This is a genomic window from Geothrix limicola, assembly GCF_030268085.1.
GTDB classification, from domain to species: Bacteria; Acidobacteriota; Holophagae; order Holophagales; family Holophagaceae; genus Geothrix; species Geothrix limicola.
Genome location: NZ_BSDE01000006.1, coordinates 124,509 through 146,214, shown reverse-complemented (window position 1 = coordinate 146,214; position 21,706 = coordinate 124,509). Strand labels below are relative to the sequence as shown.

Annotated in this window: 16 protein-coding genes; 7 read left to right on the top strand and 9 right to left on the bottom strand. The window is 68.5% G+C overall.

All coding sequences use genetic code 11. The features are described from left to right. Window position 1 precedes the first annotated feature (1 nt). The 6 genes from argG to QSJ34_RS14835 all read right to left on the bottom strand — a co-directional run bounded on the left by argG (window position 2) and on the right by QSJ34_RS14835 (window position 6,821). Complete coding sequence (argG, locus tag QSJ34_RS14860) at window positions 2-1,189, bottom strand: argininosuccinate synthase (protein WP_285576689.1); 1,188 nt, start codon at window positions 1,187-1,189, stop codon at window positions 2-4. 118 nt (window positions 1,190-1,307) lie between these two features. Continuing rightward, complete coding sequence (gene argH / locus QSJ34_RS14855; protein ID WP_285576688.1) at window positions 1,308-2,666, bottom strand: argininosuccinate lyase; 1,359 nt, start codon at window positions 2,664-2,666, stop codon at window positions 1,308-1,310. Then, window positions 2,656-3,723, bottom strand: coding sequence for a M20/M25/M40 family metallo-hydrolase (locus QSJ34_RS14850; RefSeq protein WP_285576686.1), 1,068 nt, complete (start codon window positions 3,721-3,723; stop codon window positions 2,656-2,658). The genes argH and QSJ34_RS14850 overlap by 11 nt, the downstream gene beginning before the upstream one ends. Then, window positions 3,723-4,655, bottom strand: coding sequence for an acetylglutamate kinase (gene argB / locus QSJ34_RS14845; protein WP_285576683.1), 933 nt, complete (start codon window positions 4,653-4,655; stop codon window positions 3,723-3,725). The genes QSJ34_RS14850 and argB overlap by 1 nt, the downstream gene beginning before the upstream one ends. A gap of 28 nt (window positions 4,656-4,683) precedes the next feature. Next, window positions 4,684-5,676 (bottom strand): N-acetylornithine carbamoyltransferase, encoded by a 993-nt coding sequence (locus QSJ34_RS14840; RefSeq protein WP_285576681.1) that lies wholly within the window; start codon window positions 5,674-5,676, stop codon window positions 4,684-4,686. An 11-nt stretch (window positions 5,677-5,687) separates the two neighbouring features. Then, window positions 5,688-6,821, bottom strand: coding sequence for an aspartate aminotransferase family protein (locus tag QSJ34_RS14835; RefSeq protein ID WP_285576679.1), 1,134 nt, complete (start codon window positions 6,819-6,821; stop codon window positions 5,688-5,690). A gap of 161 nt (window positions 6,822-6,982) precedes the next feature. Here QSJ34_RS14835 and QSJ34_RS14830 point away from each other — a divergent pair, with 161 nt between their 5' ends. Next, a complete protein-coding gene (locus tag QSJ34_RS14830; protein ID WP_285576676.1) occupies window positions 6,983-7,387 on the top strand; it encodes an arginine repressor in 405 nt (134 codons plus the stop codon). A 28-nt stretch (window positions 7,388-7,415) separates the two neighbouring features. On the opposite strand, the gene QSJ34_RS14825 is transcribed toward QSJ34_RS14830, so the two are convergent. Next, window positions 7,416-9,239: a hypothetical protein gene (locus tag QSJ34_RS14825; RefSeq protein WP_285576675.1), complete on the bottom strand. Its 1,824-nt coding sequence runs from the start codon at window positions 9,237-9,239 to the stop codon at window positions 7,416-7,418. Window positions 9,240-9,358: 119 nt separating this feature from the next. On the opposite strand from QSJ34_RS14825, the gene QSJ34_RS14820 reads away from it, so the two are divergent. Beyond that, window positions 9,359-10,099 (top strand): hypothetical protein, encoded by a 741-nt coding sequence (locus QSJ34_RS14820; protein ID WP_285576673.1) that lies wholly within the window; start codon window positions 9,359-9,361, stop codon window positions 10,097-10,099. 3 nt (window positions 10,100-10,102) lie between these two features. Beyond that, window positions 10,103-11,251 carry a murein hydrolase activator EnvC family protein gene (locus QSJ34_RS14815; RefSeq protein WP_285576670.1) on the top strand — a complete coding sequence of 383 codons (1,149 nt, stop codon included), beginning with the start codon at window positions 10,103-10,105 and terminating at the stop codon, window positions 11,249-11,251. A gap of 7 nt (window positions 11,252-11,258) precedes the next feature. On the opposite strand, the gene QSJ34_RS14810 is transcribed toward QSJ34_RS14815, so the two are convergent. After that, window positions 11,259-12,872, bottom strand: a complete 1,614-nt coding sequence (locus tag QSJ34_RS14810; RefSeq protein WP_285576668.1) for a tetratricopeptide repeat protein — start codon at window positions 12,870-12,872, stop codon at window positions 11,259-11,261. Window positions 12,873-12,891: 19 nt separating this feature from the next. Then, window positions 12,892-14,079 carry a type II secretion system F family protein gene (locus tag QSJ34_RS14805; protein ID WP_285576666.1) on the bottom strand — a complete coding sequence of 396 codons (1,188 nt, stop codon included), beginning with the start codon at window positions 14,077-14,079 and terminating at the stop codon, window positions 12,892-12,894. 79 nt (window positions 14,080-14,158) lie between these two features. Here QSJ34_RS14805 and QSJ34_RS14800 point away from each other — a divergent pair, with 79 nt between their 5' ends. The 4 genes from QSJ34_RS14800 (at window position 14,159) to QSJ34_RS14785 (ending at window position 21,663) form a co-directional block, all read left to right on the top strand. Further along, complete coding sequence (locus QSJ34_RS14800; protein ID WP_285576664.1) at window positions 14,159-16,645, top strand: hypothetical protein; 2,487 nt, start codon at window positions 14,159-14,161, stop codon at window positions 16,643-16,645. A 127-nt stretch (window positions 16,646-16,772) separates the two neighbouring features. After that, on the top strand, window positions 16,773-18,755 hold the full coding sequence (locus QSJ34_RS14795) for a proton-conducting transporter transmembrane domain-containing protein (RefSeq protein ID WP_285576662.1): 1,983 nt from the start codon (window positions 16,773-16,775) through the stop codon (window positions 18,753-18,755). Further along, the gene (locus QSJ34_RS14790) at window positions 18,752-20,713 is read left to right on the top strand and encodes a proton-conducting transporter transmembrane domain-containing protein (protein WP_285576660.1); all 1,962 of its coding nucleotides are present in this window, start codon (window positions 18,752-18,754) and stop codon (window positions 20,711-20,713) included. The genes QSJ34_RS14795 and QSJ34_RS14790 overlap by 4 nt, the downstream gene beginning before the upstream one ends. Continuing rightward, window positions 20,713-21,663, top strand: a complete 951-nt coding sequence (locus tag QSJ34_RS14785; RefSeq protein ID WP_285576658.1) for a respiratory chain complex I subunit 1 family protein — start codon at window positions 20,713-20,715, stop codon at window positions 21,661-21,663. The genes QSJ34_RS14790 and QSJ34_RS14785 overlap by 1 nt, the downstream gene beginning before the upstream one ends. The last annotated feature ends 43 nt before the right edge of the window (window positions 21,664-21,706 follow it).

Sequence of the window (21,706 nt, the reverse complement as noted above, 5' to 3'; positions counted from 1 at the left end):
GTCAGTTGGGCTTGGCTTTGAGGGTGAGGGTCTGCTGGACGCCGAAGACCTTGGCGAAGCCCGCGGCCTCGGCGCCGGTCCAGAGCTTGTTGGCCTCGCCGTAGGTGGCGATGCGCGGATCCATCAGGGAGTAGGGGGACTGCACGCCCTCTACGACAAAGGTGCGCGGATGCAGGGTGAGGCGCACGTCGCCGCGGACGCGGTCCTGGCTGGACTGGAGGAAGGCCTCCAGATCGCGGGCCAGGGGATCGAAGAAGTGGCCCTCGTGGAGCAGCGAGCCGTAGAGGTTGCCCAGGGACTCCTTCCAGAAGAGCTGCTTGCCGCTGAGCACCAGCTTCTCCAGTTCCCGGTGGGCGCCGATGAGCAGGTGCGCGGCGGGCGCTTCGAAACCGACGCGGCCCTTGATGCCGAGGATGGTGTCGCCCAGGTGCACGCCGCGGCCGATGCCGTAGGGGCGGCCCACGGCGTTGAGCTGTGCGATGAGAGTGACGGGGTCCATGGCGTTGCCGTCGAGTGCCACGGGCACGCCCTCGTCGAAACTGATGGTGAGGGTCTTCGGGGACAGGCCCGCGATGACGCCGCCGGGGAAGGCCGCCTCGGGCAGGGTGGTCCAGGCGTCCAGGGTTTCCCGACCGCCCACGCTGGTGCCCCACATGCCCTCGTTGATGGAGTAGTCCTTGGTCTTCTCCGGGAAGGCGTGGCCGCGCTTGGCGCAGTAGGTCATCTCCTCGGCACGGGAGAGGCCCAGGTCGCGGATGGGCGTGAGGATGTCGAGCTCGGGCGCCAGCGCGCGGAAGGCGACATCGAAGCGGATCTGGTCGTTGCCGGCGCCAGTCGATCCGTGGGCGATGGCGGCGGCGCCCATGTCCTTGGCGAGCTCGGCCACGGCCCGGGCCTGGCAGACGCGCTCGGCCGACACGGAGAGCGGGTACATCTGGCCGCGCAGCACGTTGCCGTAGACGAGATAGCGCAGGTAGCCCTCGAAGAGGCCTCCACGGGCATCCACCGTTGTGTGGCTGATGGCGCCGAGCTTGGGCGAGGCCGCCTCGATGCGGGCCAGTTCCTCCGGCGAGAAGCCGCCGGTGTTGACTGTGACCGTGGCCACGTCGTAGCCGAGCTCCTTGAGGTAGAGCACGCAGAAGGAGGTGTCGAGGCCGCCGGAAAAGGCGAGGACGGCGAGCTTGCTCATGGGAGGCCTTTCAGGTTCAGAAGAGGAAAACCGCCAACCGCGGAGAACGCTGAGAGCGCGGAGAAAGGACAGGGTTGCCTCTGCGTTCTCCGCGGTGAATCAACCGATGGGGATGCCACTAGCTCGCCCACAACGCTGCCTCCGCTTCCGCTTGAAGCTCGCGCCTGGTCTCGATCCAGGCCCGGGCAGCGGCAAGATCGGCCGCCAGGTCGTCGAGGCCCAGGTTGCCGGCCCCCCCGAGGTGGGTGGCGGTGAGGGCGGCGCGATCCGGGGCGAAGGTGCCCTCCTGGATCTGCTGGGCCACCTTGCGGTAGGCCTCGCGGAAGGGCAGGCCGCCCTGCACGTAGACGTAGGCCTGGTGGGCGGCGTAGAGCTCGTCGGTGCTGGCGGTGGCGGTGGCCTCTGCATTCACCTTCAGGGCCGGGACGAGGCGCGCGAGCACGGCGAAGAGCTCGTCGGCCTGCCGCAGGCCCTGGATGACGGGGCGCTTGAGCAGCTGCAGGTCCCGGTGGTAGCTGGAGGGCAGGCCGGTGCCGATCTGATCCACCAGCCCCGCATTGCCCCGCAGCTCGCGGCAGCGGCCCCGGGCCAGTTCGACGACATCAGGATTCTTCTTCTGGGGCATGATGCTCGATCCCGTCGTGAAGGCGTCGGGCAACTTGAGGAAGCCGAACTCCTCGGTGCTGTAGAAAGAGACGTCCCACAGGAACTTCTCCATCACGCCGCCGGTGGAGGCGGCCCACTGCAGCAGGGCCGTCTCGTGGCGTCCCCGGCTGTTCTGCACGTCGATGGGGCTGCGCTGAACCTTTGAAAACCCGAGCAGCTTCGCCGTCAGTTCGCGGTCGATGGGCAGGGGCACGCCGAAGCCCGCGGCCGATCCCAGCGGGCAGCGATCGAGCCGTTGGTACACGGATTGGAGGGCCTCCAGTTCTTCCAACAGGCCTTCGGCGAAGGCCGCGCCCCACATGCCGAAGGTGCTGGGCATGGCGCGCCGCAGGTGGGTGTAGCCGGGCAGCGGCGTCTGCTGATGCTCGCGAGCAAATCCCAGGAAGGCCTGGGCCAGGTCGGAGACGCGCACACCCAGGCGCAGGAGCGCGTCGCGCAGGTAGAGGCGCAGGGCGAGGATGACCTGATCGTTCCGCGAGCGCCCCAGGTGGATGCGCTGGCCCACGGGGCCGAGGCTCCGCGTGAGGTCTGCCTCGATGGCGGTGTGGCCGTCCTCCATGTGGGGCGGGATGGGGAAGGCGTTCTGACGGGCCAGGTTGGCGATGCGCTTCAGGCCCCGCACGAGGGCCGCGGCGTCGGCGGGTTCGAGCAGGCCGGCGGACGCGAGCATCCGGGCGTGGGCCGCGCTGCCCAGCGCATCCCAGGCGAGCAGGGCCAGGTCTGTATCCGGATCCTCGCCCACGGTGAAGCGGTGGATGGCCACGTCCAGGGGCAGGTCCTTGGCCCAGAGAGTCGAACCATCAGGCTTCATGCTTCACCTGCATCTTGAAGAAGGCGGGGACGAGCTGGGTGTAGAAGGCCGCGCCGGCTTCCAGTTCGGGCAGGGTGAGGTACTCGTTGGGGGCGTGGCTGCGGAAGGTGTCGCCGGGGCCCACCTTCACGGCGGGGATGTCGCCGAGGAAGGCCCAGTCCGACGTGGTGCCCGATCCCACGGGGCCCGCCTTGCCCGCGGCCAGCAGGGCCGCGCGCACGATGGGGTGGCCGGGATCCGTGCCCTTGGGCAGGTAGCGCTTGGAGTGGACGCGCACCTCACTTTCGAGGTGCCGCTGGAAGTCGGCGGCGAGGGCATCGTGGTCCTGGTCGGGCCCCGTGCGCAGGTCGATGAAGAACTCGCAGGCGTCCGGCACCTGATTGCGCCTCAGGCCGCCGCTGATCTGGGTGACCTGGGCCTTCTGTGATCCCAGCAGCGGATGGGCGGGAAAGTCCATGGCGGCCACCTGGCCGATGTCGCGCGCCGCCTTGTGGATGGCGTTCTCCGTGCCCAGCATCTGCGCATGGGCCACGTGGCCGCTCTGGCCGCGGGCCGTGCACTTGAGCACGAGCAGGCCCCGCTGGGCCGCGCAGACGCGCAGGCCCGTGGGCTCGCCGACGACGGCGCCGTCCAGGGGGCCCAGGCGGTCGAGGATGGTCGCGATGCCGTTGCCGCCGGTCTCCTCTTCGGCGCTGAGCACGACGACCACTTCGCCCTCCAGCTTCTGCTGGGAGAGCTCGAAGGCTGCGAGCAGAATGGCGGCGACGCAGCCCTTGGCGTCGTTGGAACCGAGCCCCTGGAGCCGCGTGCCGTTCCAGACCGGCGTGAAGGGATCGCCCTCCCAGCCCGCGCAGGGGGGCACCGTGTCGAGGTGCGAATTGAGCATCAGCCGCGCACCGCCGGGGGTGCCGAAACTGAACCAGAGGTTGTTGCCCTGGCGCTGGACCGCGAAGCCCCGAGACTCGAGGAGCTCCTGCAGCAGGTCCGCCAGGGGGCCTTCCTCGCCGGACACGCTGGGCGTGCCCACCAGCAGGGTGATGAGTTCTTCGGGCGCCATCACTCGGTCCCGGCGCTCACGGGCAGGCCCGGTACGATCCCAGGTACGATCATCGTCCCGCTGCCCTCGTTGGTGAAGACCTCCGCCAGCAGCGCATCCGGCGCCAGACCGCTGACCAGGTGGGCGCTGGGCACGCCGCCCTGGAGCGCGGTCTTCACGGCCGTGAGCTTGGGCCGCATGCCGCCGCTGATGATGCCCTTGGCCTCGAAGCCGGCCAACTCTTCCAGCGTGGCGTGGGGGATGAGCGAAGAGGCCTTCTTGAGGTCCTTCAGCAGACCGGGCACGGAGAGCATGAAGAACAGCTTCTCGGCGCCGAGGGCCGTGGCCAGGCTGGCGGCGATGGTATCGGCGTTGGTGTTGTAAATGGCGCCGTCTTCCCCCCCGGAAAGCGGCGCCACCACCGGCACGAAGCCCCCTTCGAGCAGGTGGCTGAGGACATGGGGATCGATGGTGTCGATGTCGCCCACGAGGCCGAAATCGACCATCTGGGATTCGGTGGCGCCGTCGGGCACCACGGCCACGGGCGGGCGCTTGTGCGCCTTCACGAGGCCCGCGTCCAGGCCCGTGAGGCCCACGGCGGGCACGCCGCTGGCCTGGAGCTCCGCCAGCAGGTCCATGTGCACCTGGCCCGCGAAGACCATCTTGGCGGCGTCGAGCACTTCGGGGCTCGTCACCCGCCGTCCCGCCACCTTTTCCACGGGGATGTTCATGGCCTCGCAGACGGCGTCGAGTTCGGCGCCGCCGCCATGCACCACCACCACGCGGATCGAGAAGGACCAGAGCAGGGCGATCTGCTCGCAGAGCGCCTTGCGGATCTTGGGCTCGGCGAGCACGTCGCCACCCACCTTCACGACGAAGGTCTTGCCGCGGAAGAGGCGGACGTACTGGGCGGCTTCTTTGAGGGCGGCGTAGGGATTGGGGGAGAGCGGCATCACAACCTCGGAATCGAACGTCAGGAAACTAGGACTGGGAGAGCAGGGCGTGGAGGGTGGCCCGCTGCACGTGGAAGCGGTTCTCGGCCTCGTCGACGACGCGGCTCCAGGGGCCGTCGAGGACGCTGTCGTGCACCTCGAGGTTCCGCCGCACGGGCAGGCAGTGCGTGAAGATGGCTTCCTTGGCGGCCTTTTGCATGTGGGCGGCGGTGGGCATCCAGCTCTCCAGATCGGCCATGGGCGCGGCTTCCAGGCCCGAGCTGGTGGAAGGTCCCCAGGCCTTGGCGTAGACGGCGGCGCTGCCTTCGAGGGCGGCGTCCTGATCGTTCGTGTAGATGATCTTCCCGCCCGTGGCGGCGGCGTAGGCCTCGGCCTCGGCGCGCACTTCGGCGCTCAGTTCGTAGCCCTTCGGATGGGCCACGCGGATTTCGGCACCGCAAGCTGCAGCGGTGAGCAGGAAGGAATTGGGCACGGCCTTGGGCAGGGGCTTGATGTGGGGCGCCCAGGTGAGGGTGACGGGCACCTTCGTCGAGCCGTGGGCCTCCTGGATGGTGAGCAGGTCGGCGAGGCCCTGGTGCGGATGCTCACGCGCGCTCTCCATGCTGAGCACGGGCACGGTGCTGAAGCGCCGGAAGGCGTTGATGACGGGATCGAGTTCGTCGGTGGCGTCGCCTTCGCCGCCGCTGAAGGTCCGCACGGCCAGCAGGTCCGCGTAGCGGCCCAGCACCGGCACGCCCTCACGCACATGCTCGGCCCGGTCGGCGTTCATGATGGCGCCGTCGCGGTCCTCCAGCTTCCAGGTGCCCGCCCCCACTTCCAGCACGATGGCGTGGCCGCCGTGGCGCAGCATGGCCGCCTCGAAGCTGGCCCGCGTCCGCAGGCTGGGGTTGAAGAAGACCATGCCGAGGATGCGGTCGTCGAAGATCTTGCCGGGGCGGTTGCGCTTCCACTCGGCCGCCGTGGCGAGGATCTCCTTGACCCCCGCGGGGCCCAGGTCGGAGATGCGGGTGAAGTGCTTCATGGAGGCTCCGGCTAGAAGGCGTGGATGGCGGTGATGAGGGCGATGAGGGCTTCGTCGCTGACGTTGAGGGGCGGCATCAGGCGCAGCACGTCGGGATCCCCCGAGCCGCCCACGAGGATGTTCCGGGCCAGCAGGTGCTTCTTGAGGGCGGGGGCGTGGACGCTGCGCAGGCCCAGCAGCAGGCCCTCTCCGATGACCTCGGTGACGACGGAACCGACGAGTTCCTGGCGGAGCCGCGCCGCGGCGGCGGTGGCGTTGGCCATCATGCCCTCGCTGGTGATGACTTCGACCGTGGCCAGCAGGGCCGCGCAGGCCAGGGGGCCGCCGCCGAAGGTGCTGCCCAGGTCGCCGCCCTTGAGCTTGGAGGCGACGGCGGAGGTCATCAGCAGGGCGCCCATGGGCACCCCCGAGGCGAGGCCTTTGGCCGACGTGATCAGGTCGGGCCGCACACCGTAGAACTGCGCGGCGAAGGGGGTTCCCATGCGACCCATGCCGGTCTGGATCTCGTCGAAGATGAGCAGGGTGCCCGCGGCGTCGCACTTGGCGCGCAGGGCCTGGAACCACGCCTTGGATGCCGTCTTGATGCCGGCCATGCTCTGGATGGGTTCGAGGATGACGCCAGCGATGTCCGAGAAATCGGCGGCCTCCAGGGCGGCGAGGTCGCCGAAGGGCAGCCGCAGCGTGGGCACGAGCTGGTCGGCGAAGGGCTCGGTGATTTTCGGATCGTCGGTGACGGAGAGGGTGAGCAGGGTGCGCCCGTGCCAGCCGCCCTGGAAGGCCGCGAGCCGCTTCCGCCCGGTGATCAGGAGGGCCACCTTCAAGGCGTTCTCGTTGGCCTCGGCGCCGCTGTTGCAGAAGAAGACTGAATCCATGCCGGCGAAGGCCGTGATCTGGGCGGCGGCCTGGTTCCGGACGGGCAGGGCAGCGGCGGCGGAGTAGAAGAGCAGGGAAGCGGCCTGGGCGGCCACCGCCTTCACGACGGTGGGGTGGCTGTGGCCCGTGGCGCAGACGCAGTGCCCGCCGTAGAAATCCCACCAGGCGTGGCCCTGGTCATCGAAGACCCGGTCGGCCTCGCCCCGCACGAGCGGAAAGGGATAGGGGGCGTAGGTGGGAAGCAGGGCGGGGACAGACAGGGCGGCAGTCATGCGGGCATCCTATGCATATGCGCGCATGGATGGTGCATAACCAAGCGGCAGATTGCATATTATGCACTCGTGATTCACGGGTTCAAGCAAAAAATTCGGTGAATTCTGTGTTTCATTTGAGAAGACTTGTTGGTGTATGCATTTTCATGCATGATTCATGCATGGACTTGGACGCCCTCATCCTCCAGCTGCTGGAGGCCTCCCCCATCGCCGATCAGGGCGAGCTGCTGGCGCGGCTGACGGCCAAGGGACACGACCTCACCCAGTCCACCCTTTCCCGGCGGCTGAAGCGGCTGGGGGTGCAGAAGGTCCAGGGGCTCTATCGCCGCGTCGAACCCAGCGCCCAGATCCTGCCCGAGGTGACCCTGCGCGAGGTGCCGCCCAACCTGCTCGTGCTGCGCACGGCCCCCGGCTTCGCACAGGCCCTGGGCCTCAGCCTGGATGCCGATCCCATGCCGGGCCTGATGGGCACCCTGGCGGGCGACGACACGGTGTTCGTCGCCGTGCTGCCCGAGCGCATGGCCGAGGTGAAGGCGCACCTGATGCGGGTGCTGGTGCGGGCCTAAGCCTTCAGTCTGAAAACAGACTCGGGCCCTATTTCAGGTTGCCGATGACGCCCTGGGAGGTGTCGCTCAGCTTCTTCTCGAGGTTCGAGAGGATGCTCATCAGCTTGGACAGCCGATCCATGGCCATCTGCAGGCGCAGGGATTCGGTTTCCCCCATCTCGCTTTCGGAATCCAGCGCGTCCTTGAGCTTGGTCTGGAGGGCGGCCAGGTCGCCGTACGTGGCCACGGGCTGGATGACGGGGCGGACCCGCCCGCGCAGCCGGCCGACCAGCTCCTTCGCGCGCGCCGCGACACTGCCGCAGAGGGGGGAGGTGCAGGGCGCGTCGGGGCGCTGGGCCTCGGGGTGTTCGCCGCTGATCTGATCCACCAGGCCCCTCAGATCGGCCTTCTGCTGCTGGATCTTCTTCACGCCGTCCATGATGGATTTCAGATCGTCCTGGGCGGCCTTGCTGGCCTGGGCGAGCACGATGAAGGCCACGGCCTCGATGTCCGCGTCGTTGAGGTTGACGGAGGTCAATTGATTGAACGGAATGGCCGAAGCGGGGCTCATGGCCTTGCCCGCGGTGGCTCGGGGCGCTGGCGTAGCCGGAAGCGCGGGCGCGCCAGGTCGTGCGAAGCGGGTGCGCGCCGCGAGGCGGATGGATTCGATGTCCGGTGAGGGTAGGCCGCGCTGCCGGTTGGCCTGCTCGTCGACCCAGGCCCGGGCCGTGGGCTGCAACCGCGGTGCCAGCGTGGCCAGGCGCTGGGCCACGGGAGGCGGCATGGGCGGGACTTCCCGGACGATCAGCTTGTCGTCCTTGGGTGGTGTCTGCAGGGTCGAGATGGCGGTTCCGGGCCGGTGCGAAATGGTCACGGGATCGGCGGCCTTGGGAACGCGGATCTGGGATTCGCCGACCTTGTTGGCGAGCTGGATCTCCACCCAGGCGGCCCGTTCCAGGGCCTCCACGGGGATCGGCAGGCGCACTTCGGACCCCTTCACGGCGCCGCGGGCGCCGACCTCCTGCCAGGCCGTCAGGTCCGTCCGCCAGGCCACCTTGGTGGGCGCGCTGCCCTGGAAGGCGGCGCGGAGTTCGAACACGGGCGCGAGCGCGCGCATGGGAGAAGCGGGTGACGCGGGCGCCGCGGCCGCCGCGGTCGTTGGCTTCGGGGCCAGGTCCGAGGGGTGGATCGCCGCAGGCGTGGTGCCCGTGAGCACGGGGGCGCCCACCAGTTCCACCACGCGCGCCTCGGAGGTGCCGAGGGCGTTCTTCAGCTGGACCATGTAGACGCCGGCCTTGCGCAGCGCCCCGGGCCAGCTGATCACCTCGTCGCCGTAATCGGGGTGCTGGTAGAGCGATCCGTAGCTCTTCCCGTTGATCACCCACTCGATGGGCGTCACCCAGTAGCGTCCGCGCAGGCCGACCTTGAAGGCCGATTCGTCGGCCGTGGGGCTCAGGAGGATCTGGTCCGGGCTGGCCGAATCGAGCTGGGGCGCGAGCTTCCGTACCTGGATGGTCAGGACGTTGGAGTCCACGCCGTCGATGGCGACCTTGATCTCGAGGGTGCCGGGGCTGGCGAGGTAGGGCTGGGAGAGGACGGAGATGCCCATGTCGCGGTCGCTGATGTCCCGGATGCTGATGCCGGATTCGGTCCAGGCGCCGCCGCCCAGGCGGATGTAGATGTGGCGCCGGCCGGGGTCGTTGGGGCCCGAGGGCCAGAAATGGTTACCCAGCAATCGCGTGGACACGTAGACGCGATCGGGATGGACGATCATCGTGTCCGGGCTGAAGCCCGTGAGGATCGGGGCCTGGGCCTGGAGTACCGGGGCGGCGGTAGCCGCGAGCACCAGCAGCATGCGGGCCGGAATCTTCATGATGTCTCCTGGAGTCCGTTGGCATTGGAGCACGGCGCGGCGATTCGGGTCCAGCCAGGGCCCGTGACCGGGGGCGGCGGGCCGCTGGGGTATGATCGAACCGACCCCTTGGAGCGTTCATGGATCGTTTCGGAAGTTCGAAGCTGCGCATCGGCTGGGCCCTCGTCAGCCTGTTCGTGACGGGCCTGGTGGTCATGGCCATCCGCGGCCAGCAGGGGGAGGGCGGATCCCAGATCCTCGTCTTCGGTACGGCGATTCCCCTGGGCGCCGATTCGCTGCGCTCGTACGCGGTGGGCAACCTGCAGGCCGCGATGTACTGGACCGTCTCGCTCGTGGTGCTGCTGGGCGCCTTCGGCCCCGTCAGCCAGTGGACCGCGGCGGCGGCCCGTCCCGAGCGGCTCAAGGGCTTCTTCGCGGGCACGGGGCTGGGTTTCGCCCACGGCCTGTTCCTCTCGCAGGTGGCGCTGATCCCCGTGTGGGCGCTGAGCTGGCGGCTCATCGGGCAGGCCTTCCCGCCCGAACTGCTGCGGGCGGACCTGCACGGGCTGCTGCTGGGCCTGCAGATGCTGCTCTGGGCGGTGCTGCTGTCGCGGCTGCTGAAATCCAGCGCCGGCTTGGCCCTGCTGCTCACGATGCTGCTGCGCGAACTGGGCCCGCGCCTGAGCTTCTTCCTGGACTTCGGACAGGACCTGGGCTGGAGCGCCGGCCAGGTGAAGGTGCTGGAGGTCTTCGTGCGCCTGCTGCCCATGGCCCAGCTGCCTTCGGATCCCTTCTCGCCCCTGGCCCTGCCGCTCTCCATCGGCGGGCCGCTGCTGCTGGGCGCCCTGGCCATGCTGCTTCCGGCGGGCGGCCGGAAGTAGCCGATGCGGCCCCTCCCCAGGTTTCTGCCGCTCCTGCTGCCCCTGTGCCTGTTGGCGCAGGGCGCCCAGGAGGCGGCGGACCTGCGCCAGAAGCTGGCGGCGATCCAGGGTCGGCTGAACCAGGTGGATCAGCAGCTGGATTCGCTGAAGAAGCGCCGCAAGGGCGTGCTGGTGGAGATCCAGGGCATCTCGCTGCAGCGCGACAAGGCCAAGGCCCAGGTGGAGGGCGCCCGTCTGCGCCGCGACCAGGCCCAAAGCGAAGTGCAGGTCATCGGCCGCGAGCAGGCGCGCATCCAGGGCGAGGTGCGCCGCTTGCAGGGGGATCTGCGCCAGCAGGTGCGCTGGATGCAGGCGCTCGGACCCTGGGGCGATTTGGGTTTCTACACCACCTTCAAGGATCTGGAGGCCTGGCTGGTGCGCGGGCGCATGCTGGCCTGGGCGCGCCTGCAGGAGCGCAAGCAGCTGGACCTGATCCACCGCCTCCAGGGCGATCTCGCCGTCAAGGAGAAGGCGCTGAAGGAAGTGCTGGCGCGCCTGGCCGCCGAGGAGAAGGAGGCCGCGCAGTTGCAGGCCGCCCTGCGGCTGCAGGAGGAAAAGCTCAACGGCTTCCTCGACGGGCTGCAGAAGGATGAAGCGGCGCAGAAGCAGGCCCAGGCCGAGCTGGCGGAAGAAGCCGTGCAGCTGGAGCGCCTGTTGTCGGGCCTGCTGGTGAAGCCCAAGGGCGAGGCCTTCGAGCCCGCCGTGGCCTTCGCGAACCTGCGCGGAGAGCTGCCCCAGCCCGTGGAAGGCAGCCTGGCCCTGGGTTTCGGCGAGCACCTGCACCCCCGCTTCCACACGAAGACCATGCAGAGCGGCCTGCTCATCAGCGCCTCCGGAGGCGCGCCCGTGGCGGCGGTGGCCGACGGCAAGGTGGCCTTCTCGGACTACTACCAGAGCTACGGGCCCATGGTCATCCTCGATCACGGAGGCGGCTGGTTCACGCTCTACACGCACCTGCTGGGGCTCAGCGTGAGCAAGGGCCAGGTGCTCAAGGCCGGAGAATCCCTGGGCGCCGTGGGCGACACGGTGGACGGCCCGCGTCTCGGCTTCGAGATCCGCCACCAGGCCCAGCCCCAGGACCCGCAGAAGTGGCTGAAGAAAAAATACCGGTAAGTGGTTGCTAGAGCGGAGACACCAGGGTGCCATCCGGGAGGACGCGGCCTTTGGCGGGTCGATAGTTCAATGCCTCCGCCTTCCGGTACCATTCGCGCGCGAGCGCGGCGTTCTTTTTAATGCCGATGCCGAGATGATAGATGAGGCCCAGCTGGTACATGGCAGGCGCATATCCTGCAGCCGCAGAGGCCTTGAAGCTTTCCATAGCCTTCTGTGAAGACCCGGGAACTCCCTGGCCGTTCTGGTAAAGAAGACCAAGTTCATACAAGGCAACAGCGTTGCCTTGATCACTGAGCCGTTTCAGGATTCCAACTCCCCTTTTGATTTCTGAGGATGTGCCCTGAGTCAGCGTTTTTGCGAGCAAGATTTCCCCGGTGGGGCCGCCCTTTTCCGTGGCCTCCTGGAACAATCGCCGACCAAAGATCACGTCGCGGGGCAGGATTCGACCGGCCTCAATGCTCTTGGCAATCACCACGGTCAATTCGACGTGGGCAGGATCGGCGGCCGCTTCCATGAGTAGGTTTTCCGCTTCAGCATGGTCTTCTGGATTTGAAGGGAATCGTAGCTCGGCGAGGGCCAGAGCGATGCCAGCTCTCCAGAATTTCTGGCGATTCAATCGGCGCAGGGAATCCAAGGCGGGCCGGGTATCCACTTCAGACAGGGTGGGGTATCTAAGTAGGAGTCGGAATACGCCCGCCAAGGCATCGGGATCATTCTGGTCGACTGCCAGCCGGTAGTAATGGAAGGCTTGGATTGAATCAACCTCTACCTCTTGCCCAGTCTCGTAGATGAATCCGAGGTAGCGCTGTGAAATGAGATCGCCTTCCTCGGCGGAAAGTTTGTATTTGGTCAGGGCTGTAGAAAGGTTTTTCGTGACCCCAAGTCCCATTTCATACAGATAGCCGAGGTTGCCATCAGCCCGGGCGTTACCAAGCACCGAAGCCGTCTCAAAAAGCTGACGGGCGATCGCGTAGTCGGGATTGAGTCCGCCAAGTCCTTTCACGTAGAACCAACCCAGGAAGGTCATGGCTTGGGCACTTCCCCCGCGTGCTGCGATGGCGTACATCCTTGCAGCTGCTTCGAGGTCCTTGACGACACCACGCCCGTTTTCGGTCAAGCGACCCAGTTCCGTGAGGGCCTCAACCTCTCCGAGTTCCGCGGCCTTTCTGTACCAGGTAGCGGCCTCCTTATCGTCCTTCTGGACCCCACGTCCGAGTTCGTACATCCATCCAACCATATGCGTCGCGTATGGATGCTGTTTCCCGGCTGCGACAAGGAAGAGCTTGAAGGCGATGGCGTCATTGGGTTTGATGCCGCCTTTTCCATTCAATGTGAATTCAGCAAGGTCTGCGGTGGCGGCCACATGCCCCAGACCCGAGGCCCGCTGGTACCACGCCGCGGCTTTGGTGCTGTCTTTTCCGAGCCCATGCGATCCATGGTCATACCGGTCGCCTAATTCATGGGCAGCCTCGGCATCACCCTTGTCTGCCAAGGCTTCGAGTTCGGTGTTCGAGAGAGGTTTGCTAGGGGCATCCTTGAGCGCCGTTACAGATCCACCGTCCGCCCCGTGGGCGTGGAAAGGCATAGCAAGACCGTACAAGACGAGAAGGACATTCAGCATATAGATACCCGCGAAGGCCCTACCTCACCACGTTGCTCGCGTTGAACAGCGGCACGTAGATGGCGAGCAGGAGGCCGAGGACGACGACGCCCATGAAGAGTATGAGCACGGGGCCGATGAGGCTCGTGACGGCGGTGGTGGCCTTTTCCACTTCCTGATCGAAGAAGTCGGCCACGTGATCGAGCATCTCGGGGAGGGCGCTGCTCTGCTCGCCCACGCGGACCATTTCGATGGCGAGGGGGTCGAGGACCTTGGCCTGTTCGAGGGCCAGGTGCAGGCTGCTGCCGGCCCGAACCTTTTCGGTGATGGTGAGCAGGCCGGCTTTCATGCGTTCGCTGGGGCTCGTGCGCTGCACCACTTCCAGGGCCTGCACGACGGGCAGGCCGCCCGACAGCAGCACGCCCAGGGTGCGCGAGAACACGCTGGAGTGGTACATGCGGTAGAGCACGCCGATCTTGGGCAGCATCAGCAGCAGGCGTTCCGCCATGCGACGTCCCGCCTCGGACGAGGCCATCCAGCGGATGAGGACGGCCAGACCGACGAGGACGAGTCCCTGCAGCCAGAGGGTGGAACTGATCACCTGCCCGGCACCCAGCAGCACCTTGGTGATGAGGGGCATCTCGACGTCGCCGCCCGCGTAGAACTCCGCGAAGCGGGGCAGCACGATGTTGAAGATGACGCCCAGCGCGACGATGAGCACGACCACGAGGAAGGCCGGATAGAACAGGGCTTCGATGATGCGGCGGCGGCTCGTCTGCGCGAACTTCTGGAAGGCCAGCCAGCGGGACAGCACCTCGGGGAGGGTGCCGCTGCGCTCGCCCGCCACGACGTTGCTGCGGTAGATGGGAGGGAAGGTGCCGGCCTGCTCCATGGCGTCGGAAAAGGACATGCCTTCGCGCACGAGTTCCACCACCTGGGTGAGGCTGCGGCGCAGCTGGGGATCCTTGCCGTGGCCCACCAGCAGTTCCAGGGACTGGAGCAGGGGAATGCCGGCCTTCAGGAGGGCCAGCAGCTCCTGGTTGAAGAGGACGAGGGATTCGGTCTTGATCTGATTCCGGCTGCGGAAGGCGGTGTCCGTGCGCTTGATGTCGAGGGGAAAGCCCCCCTCGGCGAGGATGCGTGCGCGGAGGGTGGCCTCGCTGTCCGCCTCGAACTCGCGCACCAGCACTTCGCCGTTGGCATGGGTCAGTCGTACCGTGAATCGCATGGGCACCTGAAGTAACTTTGAGGATACCCGGATAAACCCCGCTACCGTCGCAGCAGTAGCCGGTCTGTCTGGAGGCTTCGTGCTGCGTACCATCCCTTTGTTCATTCCCGCCCTCACCTTGACGCTCACGTCGTCCCTGGCCGCCCAGGCGCCCCTGCGGGTCGGCGAGGCCCTGCCGGTGGACCTGGATCTGCGGGAGGCGGATCTGAGCGCCCTGCTGCCCCGGGACAACCGCGACGCCGCCCAGGTGGAAGCGGCCCGCCGGCACTGGGCGCCCCTGGTGGCCCCCTTGAAAGCGGCTCCGGCCGTGCGGCTCCGTCTGCCCCTGGGCGAGGCGCGCACCTCGCTGTTGCTGGCGGCCTCTCAGGCCCTGAAGGCCCAGGCGCCGGCCCAACGCCTCTACGTGGCCTTCGATGCCAAGGCCGCGCCCATCCTGGATGAGACGGCCTGGGGCGCGGTGGATGGCGGGGCCCTGGTGCCCGCGGATCTGAACCCGGACCCCACGGGATGGCGCGCCCTGTTGGCCCGCGCCCAGGAGACCTTCCCCGGCCGGATCTGGACCCTGTGGCTGCCGAAGGATCCCGGCGCCATGGTTGCCACGCTGATGGGCGACGGCGGCCGCCTGGTGGTGCCCGAAGGCGGCCCCGCGGCCCGGCTCGCGGCCCTCATCCCGTCGGGCTTCAGTGACGTGGAAGGCGGCGAGGGCGACCTCACCCTGCGCAGCCGCGCGGGCCAGGCCCGGCGCTGGACCTTCGTCGACGGGGCTTGGACCGTCACCCCGCTGCCCAAGGAGCGTCACGAGGTCGCGGTCACGGCGGCCGACGCCTACGATGTGGGCGCGCTGCTGGCGCAGGTCCGCGCGGCCCAGCTCCGAGCGCGGGCCGGGGTGCGCACCCTCCAGGCCAAGGCAGATCTGGATCTGCACGTGCAGGGCGAGCAGGGCGGGGGCGGCGACATCGGCTTCACCTTCGGCTACTTCGAGCAGGCCGGGGACTGGCCCGAACTGCTGCAGAAGGAGGTGCGCTTCAACGGCGTGAAGGCCAACCTCACCGGCGAGGTGCAGCTGCCCCTCATCGAAAGCCGCCAGTCTGTTTCTCTGCCCGTGGCTCTCAGCCTCGCCGAGCGCTACCGCTACCGCGACGGCGGCCCCGCGGGGCCTGGCAAGCGGGTGCTGAAGTTCGAGCCCGTGAGCCCCGATCCCCTGGCCTACACCGGGGAGCTGGAGGTGGAGGAAGCCACCGGGCGCATCCTCGTGGAGCGCCGCGAACGCGCGGACCTGCCGGGCACCGTCAAGAGCGAACGCGAGATCCTCACCTACGGCGAGGTGGCCCCGGGTGTGTGGCGGCCCGTCGCCGTGCGGAGTTTCGAACGCTGGGTGAGCACCGGCGGCGTCGTGCAGGTGCAGCGCCGCTTCACCTACCGGGATTTCAACCTGAACGGGGAGCGCTTCGTGGCGGAGCGCGACGCGGCGCGGACTTCGACCTCGACCATGCTCAAGGTGACACCCGAAGGCGCACGCTACTTCACGCGCCAGGCGGACGGCAGCCGCCGCATCGAGGAGCACGCCAAGAGCAATGGCCGCGCCCTCGGCGCCGTGGTGCTGGTGGATCCGGGCAACTCGCCTTCCGTGATGCCGCTGGCGGGCCTGGCCTACTTCGACTACAACGCCTTCGGCAAGGGCGTGCAGGTGAGCGCGCTGACGGCGGTGGTCTACAACACCGCGAGCCTCGCCATCCCCCGCGGCCTGGGCGGCTTCGACGTCAACGCCAACGCGACGGCCCTGCTGATCAAGGGGACCGAGCGCCCGGTGGTCAACGGCAAGCTGTCCGATCGCGATGGCGTGGGCCGGCGCTTCGGCATGGCCGGTGTCGGCCTGGGTCATGATTTGGGCCTGGGCTTCCGCCTCGAAGGGCGGGGCGATTTCGTCTACGACGCCTACAGCCTGGGCGACGCCCAGTACCGCACGCCGGACTTCGCCCTGCCGCCCTCGGGCCTCACACGGATCGGTACCCTGCAGGCCTCCTGGCTGTTCCGGGGCTTCCAGATCCGCGGCTACGAGGGCTGGGGCCAGCGCCCCGAGGGCACGTACGGCACGCCGGCGAATCCGCAGATGGTGCCCGAGAACGGCGCCTTCACGCGCTACGGCGGCAGCCTGGGCCTCGATCGGGAGGTAAGGCCGGGCCTGTGGTTCCATGGCGAAGCAGGCTGGGCCGGCGGTCGCGCCTTCGACCGCTTCAATTCGCTGGATGTAGGCGGTTCGGGCTCCGTCCACATCGCGGGCATCCGTTCCAACGCCATCGCCGCGGACCGGGTGACCTACGCCAAGACCGGCCTGGCCATCCCCACCGGGCCCAGTCTGCGGCTCACGGTCAGCCTGGAGCACGCTCGGGCCCGCAGCCTGGATGACGGCAAGACCTATGGCATGAGCGGCGTGGGCCTCACCGGGGACCTGCCCGGCTTCTGGTGGTTCACCACCGTGCGCGTGGATCTCGGTGCAGGCATTCAAAGCGATATCGCCGGTGTGAAAACCGTGAACGGGTACATCGCCCTGCTGAAACTGTTCTAGGCCTCAGCCGTGGGCGTATGATGGCCCTGAGGCTTCCCCGAGTATGCGTGCTGCATTCCCCGTGACCCGGGGATCCGTGGATTTCCTGGGGTTCGGGGCGGTCTCCTGAAGTCGGAGCCGGATGCAGATGCCTGACATCACCCTGATCCTCTTGGCGGCCGGGTGCTGGATGGTTGCGGCCGTCCTGCCCTTCGTGCCGCCGGTGAAGGAAGGGCGCCTGAGTACGGTGGTGGGGGCACTGGGTTCGCTGCTGGCCTTCGTTGCGGCCCTCCATGCGCTGCTGAGCGGACACGCCTCGCACGTGGACCTGCGCCTGTGGTTGGGGCCCGTGCGCCTGGAGGTGGACGCGCTCTCCGCGGCCTTCCTCCTGCCCCTGCACCTGGTGGCGGGGCTCGGCATCGTCTTCGGGCTCGAGTACTGGCCCGCCAACCTGGCCAAGGGATTCGGCCGTTCCCTCCGCTTCTATTTCGGACTGCTGGTCACGGCCATCACCCTGCTCTTCCTCCTGCGGAACGGGCTCGTCTTCCTCATGGCCTGGGAGGCCATGGCCGTTTCGGCCTTCTTCCTCGTGGCCACGGAGCACCACCACCCGGAAGTTCGCCACGCCAGCTGGATCTACCTCGTCTGCACTCACACGGGAACCCTGATCATCACGGCCTCGATCATCCTGCTGGCCCACCGCATGGGCGGTTTTCCCTGGCTTCCGATTTCAGGCGCGGCGGAGGATCTGGACGGGTGGATCCTCCTCCTGGCCGTGCTCGGGTTCGGATTCAAGGCGGGCCTGCTGCCCCTCCATTTCTGGTTGCCCGCGGCCCATGCCAGCTCCCCCAGCCACGTCTCGGCCATCCTGTCTTCGGTGATGCTCAAGACCGGCGTCTACGGCGTGCTTCGCGTATCCAGCCTGCTGCCCACCGTGCCCGCCTGGCTGGGCGGCGCCCTGCTGGCCCTGGGGGGGCTCAGTGCCGTCTACGGCGTCTGGAATGCCCTGGCCCAGCGAGACTACAAGCGGCTGCTCGCTTATTCCAGCATCGAGAACCTGGGCATCATCGCCATGGGCATCGGCCTGGGCTGGACAGGCCGGGCCACCGAATCGCCGATCCTCGCGGCGCTGGGATTCGGCGGGGCCATCTTCCACGTGTGGAATCACGCGATCTTCAAGAGCCTCCTGTTCTTCGGATCGGGCTCCCTGCTGCACGCGACGGGCACCCGCGACATGGAGGCCCTGGGCGGCCTCGCGGCCCGCATGCCGCGCACGGCCCTGCTCCTGTTTCCGGCGGTGCTGGCCGTCAGCGCGCTGCCCCCCTTCAATGGCTTTCTCAGCGAATGGTTCCTCTACCGCGGCCTCTTCGCCTCGCTGAAGGGTGGCTACCCCTGGTCCGCGGGTCTGGCCCTGCTGGCCCTCGTCCTCACCGGCGGCCTGGCGGCGGTAGCCTTCGCGCGCTTCTACGGCACCGTGTTCCTGGGATCGCCACGCTCTTCCGCCGTCGATCACACCCATGACCCTTCGGCCCTCATGCTCGGGCCCATGGCCCTGCTGGCGGGGCTCACGCTCGCCATGGGCCTGCTGATCCTGCCCCTGCTGCCGGTGCTCGACTGCATCATCGGTCTGCTGGCACCGAGCCCGGGAGGCCTCTCGGCCGGATCCCTGGCAGCGCCGCTGGCCTCGATCCTGGGCCGCGACCTGCGCCTGCTGCTGGTGCTGGAGGGCCTGCTGCTGGCCCTCGGCGGCCTGGGCCTGGCTTGGCTGGGCGGGCGGAAGGTACGCGCCAAAGCTCCGCCCACCTGGGATTGCGGCTATGCGGCGCCCACGGCCCGCATGCAGTACACGGGCAGTTCCTTCGCCGACGGCTGGGCCCTGGCGCTGCCGGGCGTCACCCGGCGGGTGCGCACGATTCGCCGCCTCTTCCCGGGCCCCCAGACCTTTCGCTTGAAGGTGGTGGACGCGGTGGGCGATGGGATGGTGGTGCCCTGGTTCGGGCGCCTCGCCGCGCGGCTGCTGCGCTTCCGTCGCCTGCAGCCGGGCTTCCTCGCGCTCTACATCCTCTACCTGCTGCTCGCTCTGCTGGCGGTCTTCCTCTGGCTGCTGGTGCGGGGGAGGTTCCTCGCATGAGCCTCTACCTCGCCGCGATCCTGCTGGCGGCCCTGTCGGGGGTGCCGGGTCTGTTCCTGAAGCGGCGGGGTGGCGAAGTGGCGGCGGGGGCCCTGACGGCCGCGGCCCTGCTCGGCATCGGTGCGGCGCTGCGCGTGCTGCTAGGCGCGGCAGCGTCAGGGTTTCCCGGTACGTCTGTCGCCACCCTGAGCCTGCCCAGCCTGCCGCTGGGTTCGCCGGGCCTGCTGGGCCTGGATCCCATCGCGGCCTGGTTCCTCATCCCCGTGCTACTGCTTTCGGCCTGCGGCGCCTGGTACGGCACGCGCTACTGGGAGGATCCCCACGGCCACCCCGGCCGAGTGCGCTTCGTGTTCGGGCTGCTGGTGGCCTGCCTCGCGCTGCTGGTTTCGGCGGCCCACGCCTGGGTCTTCCTCATGGCCTGGGAGGGCATGGCGGTCGCGGCCTTCTTCCTCGTGATCACCGAGGACCGTCTGCTGGAGACGCGCCGCGCCGCCTGGATCTACCTCGTGTCCACCCATAGCGGCACGCTCATCCTGCTGGGCGCCTTCGCGCTGCTGGCGGGGGCCATGGGCCACTGGAACCTGGGGCCGCTGCCCCGGGGCTTTGCGGCCAGTCCCGCGGGCACCACGGTATTCCTGCTCTTCCTCCTCGGCTTCGGATTCAAGGCCGGGGCCATGCCCCTGCACATCTGGCTGCCCCTGGCCCACGCCGCGGCGCCCAGCCACGTGTCCTCCCTGATGTCGGGGGTGCTCATCAAGATGGGCATCCTGGGCCTCGTGCGCCTCGTGGCCTGGGTGCCCGATCCGCCCCTCTGGTGGGGCGTCACACTGCTGGTCCTCGGCGCCCTCTCGGGCATTCTCGGCGTGGCCTTCGCCCTGGGACAGCACGATCTGAAACGGCTGCTCGCCTACCACTCCATCGAGAACATCGGGATCATCCTGCTGGGCCTGGGGCTCGGCCTCGTGGGCAAGAGCACGGGGCATCCCGTCGTGGCGGCCCTGGGCTTCGCCGGAGCCCTCCTGCACGTGCTGAACCACGGCCTGTTCAAGGGCCTGCTCTTCCTCGCGGCGGGCTCGGTGGTGCACGCGACGGGCACGCGGAACCTCGAGCAGATGGGCGGCCTGGGAAAGGCCATGCCCTGGACGTCGGCGGCCTTCCTGACGGGCTCCTGGGCCATCTGCGGGCTGCCGCCCCTCAATGGCTTCGTGAGCGAATGGTTCATCTACCTGGGCGCCTTCCGTGCCATGGCGCTGTCCCGCTGGCCCTGGTCCGTGGGCGTGCTCGCGTCGCTGGCCCTCATCGGCGCCCTGGCCTTGGCCTGCTTCGCCAAGGCCCACGGCGCGGCCTTCCTGGGCACGGCGCGATCCGAGGCGGCGCAGCGGGCCCACGAATCCCCGCGGGCCATGCTGCTGCCCATGGGCGTGCTGGCGGCGACCTGCGTCTTCATCGGCGTCTTCCCGGTGGCTATGGCACCCCTCCTGGATCGCGTGGTGGCGGGGCTTGGCGAGGGAATGCCGCCCCTCGCGGCCATGGCGAAGCTGCCCATCCTGACGGGTCTTGCCCTCGCGCTGCTGGCCCTGGCGCTGGCGTTGGGGCGCTGGCTCAAAGGGCAGCAGGGTGCGGCGGCAAACTTGCCGACCTGGGATTGCGGGTACGGCGAGACCGCGCCCCGGGCCCAGTACACGGCCTCCTCCCTGGCGGATAGCCTGGTGACAGGCGCGCGCTTCGTGCTGCTGCCCGTGACCCACAGGGCCCGGGTGCGCGGCCTCTTCCCGAAGGGGACCCGCTTCGAAAGCCACGTGCCCGATCCGGTGCTGGACCGGGCCCTGGATCCGGCCTTCCGGCTGGGCGCGAAGGGCCTCGCCCTCCTGCACCTCTTCCAGACCGGCCAGATGGCCTCGTACCTGCTCTACGTCCTGCTCACGCTCCTCTTCCTCCTGATCTGGATGGTGGTTTGATGTCCCAGCCCCTGCTGTCCACGGCCCTGAACCTGCTGCTGCACGCCCTCGCGGTGCTGCTGCTGCCGCCGCTGATCCCGGGCCTCATCGCCAAGGTGAAGGCCCGCATGGCGGGCCGCACGGGGCCGCCGGTGCTGCAGCTCTACTACGATCTGGCCAAGCTCTCGCGGAAGGAGGCCGTCTTCAGCCGCACGACTACCTGGATCTTCCTGGCGGGCCCCGTGGGCACCGTGGCGGCGGTGCTCGTGGCCTCGCTGATGGTGCCCTTCGGCCACACGCCGGCACCGATCTCTTTCGAGGGGGATGTGATCCTCTTCGCCTACCTGTTGGGCCTGGCGCGCTTCCTCACGGTGCTTTCGGCGCTGGACACGGGCTCGGCCTTCGAAGGTATGGGAGCGGCGCGGGAGGTCACCTTCAGCGCCCTGGCTGAACCCGCCCTCTTCTTCGGCTTCGCGGCCCTGGCCAAGGCCACGGGCAGCCTTTCACTGGCGCCCATGTTGGTCGGCCACGGCCTGACGCCGCAGGCGCAGGGCATGGGCACCGCCGCGCACCTCTCGGGGCCGCTGATCCTCATCCTCGCGGGCTGGTCCATCGTCTACCTCGCCGAGAACGCCCGCATCCCGGTGGATGATCCCAACACCCACCTGGAACTCACCATGATCCACGAGGTGATGGTGCTGGATCATTCGGGTCGCCCCTTCGCCCTCGTGCTCTACGGCGCCAGCCTCAAGCTGGTGGTGCTCGGCGCGCTGCTGGTGGACCTGCTGCTGCCGCGCCTCGCCCACGGTTGGATGAACTGGCTGATGTTCCTCGCGGGGCTCGGCGGCCTGGCCCTCGCCGTGGGCCTGGTGGAAAGCATGACGGCGCGCTTCCGCATGACCAAGGTGCCGCAGTTCCTGCTGGCGGGGGTGCTGGCCTCGGCCTTCGCCTTCCTCCTGCTGCTGGTCTAGGCACCCCGACGAATTCACCACGGAGACACGGAGAGCACCGAGA

Bases quoted from the DNA above. Each gene is read 5' to 3' on its own strand.
- QSJ34_RS14805 (WP_285576666.1), bottom strand. From the start codon at position 14,079: ATGCGATTCACGGTACGACTGACCCATGCCAACGGCGAAGTGCTGGTG.
- QSJ34_RS14815 (WP_285576670.1), top strand. From the start codon at position 10,103: ATGCGGCCCCTCCCCAGGTTTCTGCCGCTCCTGCTGCCCCTGTGCCTG.
- QSJ34_RS14850 (WP_285576686.1), bottom strand. From the start codon at position 3,723: ATGGCGCCCGAAGAACTCATCACCCTGCTGGTGGGCACGCCCAGCGTG.
- QSJ34_RS14795 (WP_285576662.1), top strand. From the start codon at position 16,773: ATGCCTGACATCACCCTGATCCTCTTGGCGGCCGGGTGCTGGATGGTT.
- argB (WP_285576683.1), bottom strand. From the start codon at position 4,655: ATGCCGCTCTCCCCCAATCCCTACGCCGCCCTCAAAGAAGCCGCCCAG.
- QSJ34_RS14820 (WP_285576673.1), top strand. From the start codon at position 9,359: ATGGATCGTTTCGGAAGTTCGAAGCTGCGCATCGGCTGGGCCCTCGTC.
- QSJ34_RS14830 (WP_285576676.1), top strand. From the start codon at position 6,983: ATGGACTTGGACGCCCTCATCCTCCAGCTGCTGGAGGCCTCCCCCATC.
- QSJ34_RS14835 (WP_285576679.1), bottom strand. From the start codon at position 6,821: ATGACTGCCGCCCTGTCTGTCCCCGCCCTGCTTCCCACCTACGCCCCC.
- QSJ34_RS14785 (WP_285576658.1), top strand. From the start codon at position 20,713: ATGTCCCAGCCCCTGCTGTCCACGGCCCTGAACCTGCTGCTGCACGCC.
- QSJ34_RS14840 (WP_285576681.1), bottom strand. From the start codon at position 5,676: ATGAAGCACTTCACCCGCATCTCCGACCTGGGCCCCGCGGGGGTCAAG.
- QSJ34_RS14825 (WP_285576675.1), bottom strand. From the start codon at position 9,239: ATGAAGATTCCGGCCCGCATGCTGCTGGTGCTCGCGGCTACCGCCGCC.
- argH (WP_285576688.1), bottom strand. From the start codon at position 2,666: ATGAAGCCTGATGGTTCGACTCTCTGGGCCAAGGACCTGCCCCTGGAC.
- argG (WP_285576689.1), bottom strand. From the start codon at position 1,189: ATGAGCAAGCTCGCCGTCCTCGCCTTTTCCGGCGGCCTCGACACCTCC.
- QSJ34_RS14790 (WP_285576660.1), top strand. From the start codon at position 18,752: ATGAGCCTCTACCTCGCCGCGATCCTGCTGGCGGCCCTGTCGGGGGTG.
- QSJ34_RS14810 (WP_285576668.1), bottom strand. From the start codon at position 12,872: ATGCTGAATGTCCTTCTCGTCTTGTACGGTCTTGCTATGCCTTTCCAC.